Here is a 7,922-nt window from a genome sequence, read left to right as displayed (position 1 = left end):
TAGGATAGTTGGATTGATCAGGAACAGAATATGCTGCAGCGCACATTGGCAAAAAGTATCAGTGTTACAGGAGTGGGTTTGCATTCCGGGGAACGGGTACGTTTGAGTCTGCATCCGGCTGCTTCGGATAGCGGTATTCGTTTTCGCCGCACGGATCTGAACGGAGAACTTGGTCGACTTGTGCCGCTGACTCCTGAACTGATTAACGATACCCGTTTATCTTCTACGGTTGTTACGCCGGACGGTATTCGTATTGGCACCATCGAGCATATTATGTCGGCATTTGCTGCCTATGGAATCGATAATATTATTGTTGAGCTTAATGCACCGGAAATCCCTATTATGGATGGTTCCAGCCTGCCTTTTATTTATCTGTTACAGGATGCTGGGGTAATTGATCAGCCTGTCGAAAAAAGATTTTTGCGTATTAAACAGCCGCTGGTACTGACAGAGGGAGATAAATGGGTAAAATTTACTCCATATGAAGGATTTCAGATTACATTAACCATAAATTTTGATCATCCGGTTTTTAATCGCAGTAACCAGACTTTCCGGATTGATTTTGCCGGACAGTCATATGTTGATGAAATTTCCCGGGCGCGGACATTTGGTTTTATGCAGGAAGTAGAACTGATGCGCAGCCACAATTTGGGGCTGGGGGGTAATCTGAGTAATGCGATTGTAATTGATGATACGGATGTGCTTAATCCTGAAGGATTGCGCTATCCGGATGAATTTGTCCGGCATAAAATTCTTGATGCTGTCGGAGATCTTTATACCCTTGGTCACCCGATTATCGGCGCCTTTGAGGGGCATAAATCCGGCCATGCAATCAATAATGCGCTGTTAAGGCAGCTTTTGGCACAGCCGCAAGCCTATGAATGGGTAACTTTTCCGCATAATTATCAGCTGCCGGCTGCATTTCATCAGTTGCCGCATGCAGCCTGATTTGCGGCCATGATAATATTCATGTTAAGAATATGTTATAATTACTTAACAGAATCAGGTTAAACTGGCCGGATAATATTTAACCGGCTTCACTTTATTATTCCGGGATATAAATGCAATGGATTATCAAGCTGTTGTAGCGCAATTACTAAACGTAGAAGGTGCACTGGCGGCGGCGGTGGTTGATTATGATAATGGTATGTTGATGGCCGGTAATGCCATTAATAAAATTGATCTGGAAATTGCCGCGGCCAGCAGTACGGAAGTTATCCGCTCTAAAATCAAAACTATGCAGATGCTGGATCTTAACGATGAAATTGAGGATATACTGATCACACTGGGGCAGCAGTATCATCTGATCCGGCCGCTGAAAAAACTGGGCAGCCTTTTTTTGTATTCAGTACTTGATAGCAACCGTGCTAATCTGGCTTTATCGCGCCGGGCGCTGATTGATGTTGAAAAACAAATGGAGCAGTAACCGGATTATATAGATTCGATATGGCTGCTGATTGATTTGAATATGGTTGTTAAACCAGTATTCCGGCTACATGGTTACTAATTAAAAATTGAATTTTTCTGTAATTAATTATTCACAGTTATATTTTTAATTCAGATTAACAATATGCTATTTATTAATTTAAATAGCATATTGTTTTTACAGTCAGACCATTTTTGCTTCGTACCTTTCTGCATAACATTCTGTTATGCCCTGATCTGGATTTCCTGGCTATTCTGCTTTTCTCTGCGAATATAGATACATTTTCTGTATCTGTCTGTTTTGATAAATTAATATTATGCCGGATCAAATTCTATTCTGCTATGCAGAAACGATAGTACACAAAATACAATTCAGATGATGTGCAAGCGTAATTTAATTGCGGCCAATTTGCGTCGTTTAGCTGATTAATAACTGTTTTACTTTCATCATTGTATTTATTCAAGTGGCTAGCAAACGAAAACAGATGATAAATCTAACTGCCTGAAACCATTTATTTGGATCAGATTTGTTTAGGTGTAATAAAAATGCCATTATAATTTTTTAATTTTGAGAAAACGGATTAATCAGGTTACTGTGGTGTTAATAAGACAATAATAATATATAAACAATCTATTTAATTAACATATTTATATATTTAATTTTTGAAATAAATATAAAAAAATAATTAAATTTCAAATATTTATTTTTATAAAAAATATAATTTTCATCGGGTTTACTAAATATCATTTAAATTTGTCCAATACATACAAGCAAGTAGAGTATGTTATATTGCTTAAAGATTTAATTTTAAATTTTAACTTTATTTAAATTTATACAAATTTTGTTTGACGGCATGATTTCTAATCAGGAGTAAACCAATTGAATAAAATATATCGTGCTATATGGAATGAAACGACCCAGACCTGGGTGGCCGCCTCCGAACTAGCTAAGAGCAAAACCAAGTCCGATACCGTAGCCGGCTTGCCGGCCACAGGCATGATAAACAATAAGTCCCGATTCGGATCAGTCTTTAAACGGAGTCTTATTGCTTCAATTCTGAATTTTTCACTTGTTATTCCGAATGTTTTTGCTGCAAATACGGCACTGGTTGGTGGTAATAATTTAAGTGATCCTAGTGCTTTGGTAAAGTATCAGGATCAAAAGGGTAAGGCATGGGCAAGTCATGGTTCTGTAGTTATCAATGGGATTAATGGTTTTGCTAAAAATGGTACAAACTGCAGAGCCGATGAAGTTGCGGGCAGGAGTGATCCGGAGCGCACAATTACTGGTGCATTAATCTCTGCATTGGATGAATATAAACGCTTTGCTAATCAAAGTGATCCGGCCTATGGCACAACAACAACTGCTGTTAATGGAGATAAAGCTGTTCTGCAAGGGGATGCAGCCTCAAATAAAATGCCGGTAGCTTATGGTGTCTATTCTTTTGCATCCGGTTGTGGTTCTTACGCAAGTGGTAACTACTCAGTAGCATTCGGTACTAATGCTACTGCAACTGCAGGTGGCGCGATGGCCATCGGAACTGCTGCTCTGGCTTCTGGGCGGGCCTCGATTGCTTTCGGTGTCGGCGCTGAGGCTACAGGTGTTTCCAGTGTGGCTTTAGGTTCGGTTGCATCTTCTAATGGTGTAGGTAGTGTGGCTGCCGGTTTGAAATCTCAGGCCAGTGCAGATGGTACTGTTGCCTTAGGTGTTCAGGCACAGGCTACAGCAGATTCTGCTGTAGCTATCGGTAATACAGCTCAGGCCACTGGCGAACAAAGTATCAGTATAGGCTCAGCCAATCAGGTAAGCGGAAAAAGATCCGGTGCGATTGGCGGTTCTCAGACAACAACTGTTTATAATCCAGTCAATGGTGAAATTGCAAACCAAGATAAAGATAATGCAACCGGTATCACAAGGGTAACAGGGAATGACACTTATTCTTTCGGTAATCAGAATGGTACGATTGCTGCTGATAATACCGGTATATTTGGTAATAGTAATTCTGTAGATGTGGCACTTGATTCAGAAGGCAATTCAAAAACTAATGATATAAGAATATTAGGCAATCTGAACAAAGTCTCTGCAAATGCTACCGGGGCCATGATTGTAGGTAATGAAGCTAAAGTCGGTGCTGCTAATGCCCTGGCACTGGGTAACAAGACTCAAGTTAGTGGTACGAATGGTGTAGCCATCGGTACAGGGGCTAATGCCAGTTCTGATGACGGCGTGGCTATAGGCAGTAATTCTGCAACTACAGCCGCAGCAGGTGTGGCTGGCTATGATCCTGCTGGTGGAGTTCATGATGCCACGTCATCTACCTGGAACAGTACCAGAGGCTCGGTGGCGATTGGTAATGCCAGTACTGGTGTCACGCGGCAGATTACCGGCCTGGCAGCCGGTACACAGGATACTGATGCTGTCAATGTGGCTCAGTTAAAAAGTTTGGGCAATTCTGTGTCAACCAGTCTGTATGATCTGTCTTCTTCAACAGTAAGCCATTTAACAGAAAACGACAATAAATTAAATAATCTGATAAATACGACCAATTCAACTTTAGTTACATATGACAGCAAGCTGGTAGATACAGCCGGCTTACTGGACAGCCGGCTTACTGAAACTAATAACAAACTTGATGCAATAAATACTTCAGTTTTAACCAGTATCAGCCAGATGCAGGAAAATGCATTACGGTGGAATGACGATGTACAGGCTTATGATGCAGTTCACGGTCAGGCAAATACAGCAAAAATTATCAATGTTGCGGCCGGTGATTTATCGCCAGAATCAACTGATGCTATTAATGGCGGACAGCTTTATAGTACCAATTCAGCATTGAGCAGTTTGTCAACTGTTGCGATAAGCAGTATTTCCACTGCGCTATCGAATTCCACTTCAATGTCTGCTTCAATCAGTACAACCCTGTCAGAAACTTCAAATAAGCTCAATCAGCTTCTGGACAATACTTCAACCAGCATGAATCAATTAAGCCGGGATGCACTACAGTTAAAAGATGGTGTATTTGATGCTGAACGTGACGGAAAAGCCCAGAAAATCACGCATGTTGCGGCCGGTGATATTTCTTCGGCTCATTCCAGTGACGTGGTTATTGGTTCCCAGTTATATGAAACCAATACAAATCTGACTAATTTATCAGAAAGTTTTGCTTCAAGTTTGACCAGCCTGTCAAATTCAGTGGGTAATTCAAATATAGCAGATATTGCTAGTTTGTCTACAGTAGCCAGTGGTGTAAGTAGCAGCCTGTCCAGTTTGCAAAATAACGCTTTACTGTGGAAAGCAGGTGACAATGGGGTAAATGGTGCCTATGATGCTGAGCGTAACGGAAAAGCTCAGAAAATTACCAATGTTGCAGACGGCAGTACTGAGCAGGGATCAACAGATGTAATTACCGGCGGACAGTTATACAGTCTTTCGACCGTTACTTCAGCTAAACTGAATAACGTAACCAGCACAATAAGTACAAATCTGGCAGACAGTAACCAAAAAATAGACGATGTACGTAATAAAGCTCTGTTATGGAATGAAAGTAAAACCGCTTATGATGCCGGTAATCGGAAAATTACAGGTGTTGCTGCCGGTGCCTTAACAGCAGATTCATCTGATGTGGTGGTCGGAGCACAGTTATATACAACCAATAATCTTCTGAATAATCTATCTTTATCAACTACAGGTGGATTAGACAGCCTGAGTACGGCCTTAAGCAGCTCTTCTCAGTCGATTATCAGTAGTCTTTCCGGACTAGTGGGAAACAATCAGCGCGAAGTTGCGGCCTTGCAGGATAATGCTTTGCAATGGAATGATACTGATAAGGCATACAGTGCTAAACATCCGGTACTTGGTAATCAGCGCATTACCAATGTGGCAGACGGCAGAGAGGGTGCTGACTCAACCGATGCGGTGACCGGTAAACAGTTGTATAGTCTTTCCAGTTCTACAGCAGAAAGTTTGAATAATTTATCCAGTTCTCTGCAGAATCTATCTGCGGATGGTGTGGGCAGTTTATCTACAGCTCTTAGTACAGGTTTAAATAATATCAATTCCAGTATTACTAACTTGCAGCAGGATGCTTTACAGTGGAAAGACGGTGCTTACGATGCCAGCCATGGTGTTGAAAATGGTGTACAGAAAATTACCCATGTTAAAGATGGTGATCTGAGTGAACATTCCACTGATGTTGTCACCGGTAAGCAATTATTTGACACCAATACCAGTGTGGCTACTCTGTCTGCCGGCCTGGATAGCAGATTGCAAAATTTGTCTGGTTCGACATCTGCCAGTTTGAATAATATTTCAGCTGATTTAAATCAGTCGCTGAGTACCGGTCTGAGCTCTCTTTCTGCAGCGGCCAATACCGGGTTAAGCTCTGTTAATTCAAATATAGCTACATTACAGCAGAGTGCGCTGCAATGGAATAACACTATTTCTGCTTATGATGCCAGTCATGCAACCGGTACTGCACAAAAAATTACCAATGTAGCCCAAGGTAGTCTGGCAGCAGACTCAAGTGATGTAGTAACAGGCGCCCAGCTGTTTAATACCAATAATAGTGTAAGCACTCTGTCTAATAATGTTGATAGTAAGATGAATTCAATTTCTTCATCAACATCGGCCAGTGTGGGTAGTCTTTCTAGCGCACTGGGTCAGTTTGCTAATGAGAAAATCAATAGTCTGTCCACTACTTTTGAGGATAAACTGAGTACAGCCAATTCCAGCGTAGTATCATTGCAGAACAATGCATTGTTATGGAATAACCAGATTGACGGCGGCGCATATGATGCTACTCACAATGGAAAAGCGCAGCGCATTACAAATGTACTGGCTGGAAATCTTGTAGCCGGTTCAAGTGATGTGGTTACTGGTGGCCAGCTATTCACGACTAATAGTCATCTTGATACTTTGTCTAGTAGCGTTAGCTCAGGTTTTAACTCTTTATCAACTTCATTAGAAGATTTACAAAATAAAAGTCCGAACGGATTGGTCAGTCTGTTGGAACAGACTAATCAGAGTCTGAGCAGTCTGTCTGTATCAGCATCAAGCAGTCTGACTGTGGCTGACTCTCATGTAAAAACATTACAGCAGAATGCGCTGCAATGGAATAGCAATATATCTGCTTATGATGCCAGTCATGCAACCGGTACTGCACAAAAAATTACCAATGTAGCCAAAGGCAGTCTGGAAGCAGACTCAAGTGATGTAATTACTGGCGGGCAATTATTTGATACCAATACCCGGGTTAGCAGCCTGTCCGGTAACCTAAACGACGTTTCCAGCAGTGTGGTAACAGGTTTAAATAGCCTGTCTTCATCATTGTCTGAAATTAGTGGTAATCAATTATCCAGTTTGTCTACTGGTATCGACAGTACCAACAGCAGATTGACTGAACTGTCTGCATCAGCATCAAGCAGCCTGGCAGCGACTGACTCTAATGTAAAAACATTACAGCAGAATGCGCTATTGTGGAAAGATGGTGCTTATGATGCTATGCGTGACGGAAAAGTCCAGAAAATTACCAATGTAGCTGATGGCAATATTGAAAAGGGATCAAGCGATGTTGCTACTGCTGGCCAGTTATATACAACTAATACTAATATTACGGAACTTTCTAGCAGTGTTAGTACCAGTTTCGATCATTTCACGTCTTCTTTGAGTACGATTACTCAAACTGGTGGTAATGATGTGATCAGTCTGTCTACTGTTGCAAGCAATATTGATAACAGGGTAACTAATTTAAAGCAAAATGCACTGCAATGGAATGATGATATTGCTGCTTATGATGCAAGTCGTGCAACCAAAAATCCGGCAAAAATTACCAATGTTGCTGCCGGTAAAGTATCAGCAGATTCAACTGATGTGATTACTGGTGCGCAGCTTGATCAGGCTAATGCAGATTATGCCAGCAGTCTGGCAGAAGTATCAGGATCAGTCTCTAGTGGTTTAAGCTCAGTTCAGGATAAAGTAAACGGTTTATCTACAGACTGGCCGGACAGATTAAATAGTCTGTCTACCACAACTTCCAGTGGATTAAGCAGTCTGTCTACCGCAGCATCAAATGCTTTGAGCAGTTTATCTTCGACTACTTCAAGCACGATAGCCAGCCTGTCTAACAGTACTTCTAGCGGATTGAACAGTTTATCTTCCAGTGCAGCTAGCGGATTGAGCAGTCTGTCTTCTAGTACTGCCATCGGACTGAGTAGCCTCTCTTCCAGTACTTCAACGATACTGGGACAATTAGACAATACGATCAGTACTGCCACCAGTAATGTTGCCGAACTACAGCAGGATGCCCTGCAATGGAATAGCGGTATAAGTGCATATGATGCCAGTCATGGAAGTGGTAATGCACAAAGAATTACCCATGTAGCTGCCGGTGATGTATCAGTACATTCAACCGATGCAATTAACGGAGGTCAGTTCTTTGCTCTGTCCAGCTCAGCATCAACCGGTCTGAACAGTTTATCAACCAGCATGAGCAACATGG

General features: G+C 41.7%; 3 protein-coding genes. All 3 read left to right on the top strand.

The genetic code is table 11. The annotated features are described in order from the left end of the window. Positions 1 to 30: 30 nt before the first annotated feature. Positions 31 to 948, top strand: coding sequence for a UDP-3-O-acyl-N-acetylglucosamine deacetylase (lpxC, locus tag GY065_RS12655; RefSeq protein ID WP_174834414.1), 918 nt, complete (start codon positions 31 to 33; stop codon positions 946 to 948). Positions 949 to 1,066: 118 nt separating this feature from the next. Continuing rightward, entirely contained in the window at positions 1,067 to 1,426 is a 360-nt protein-coding gene (locus GY065_RS12650; protein WP_100115532.1) for a hypothetical protein, read from the top strand. An 879-nt stretch (positions 1,427 to 2,305) separates the two neighbouring features. Beyond that, positions 2,306 to 7,922: ESPR-type extended signal peptide-containing protein (locus GY065_RS12645; RefSeq protein ID WP_174834412.1), on the top strand; the 5,617-nt coding region annotated here is incomplete at its 3' end.

The organism is Snodgrassella sp. ESL0323 (genome assembly GCF_013346865.1).
Taxonomy (GTDB): Bacteria; Pseudomonadota; Gammaproteobacteria; order Burkholderiales; family Neisseriaceae; genus Snodgrassella; species Snodgrassella alvi.
The sequence above is the reverse complement of the archived record's forward strand: the minus strand, read 5'-3'. Positions and strand labels throughout refer to the sequence as shown.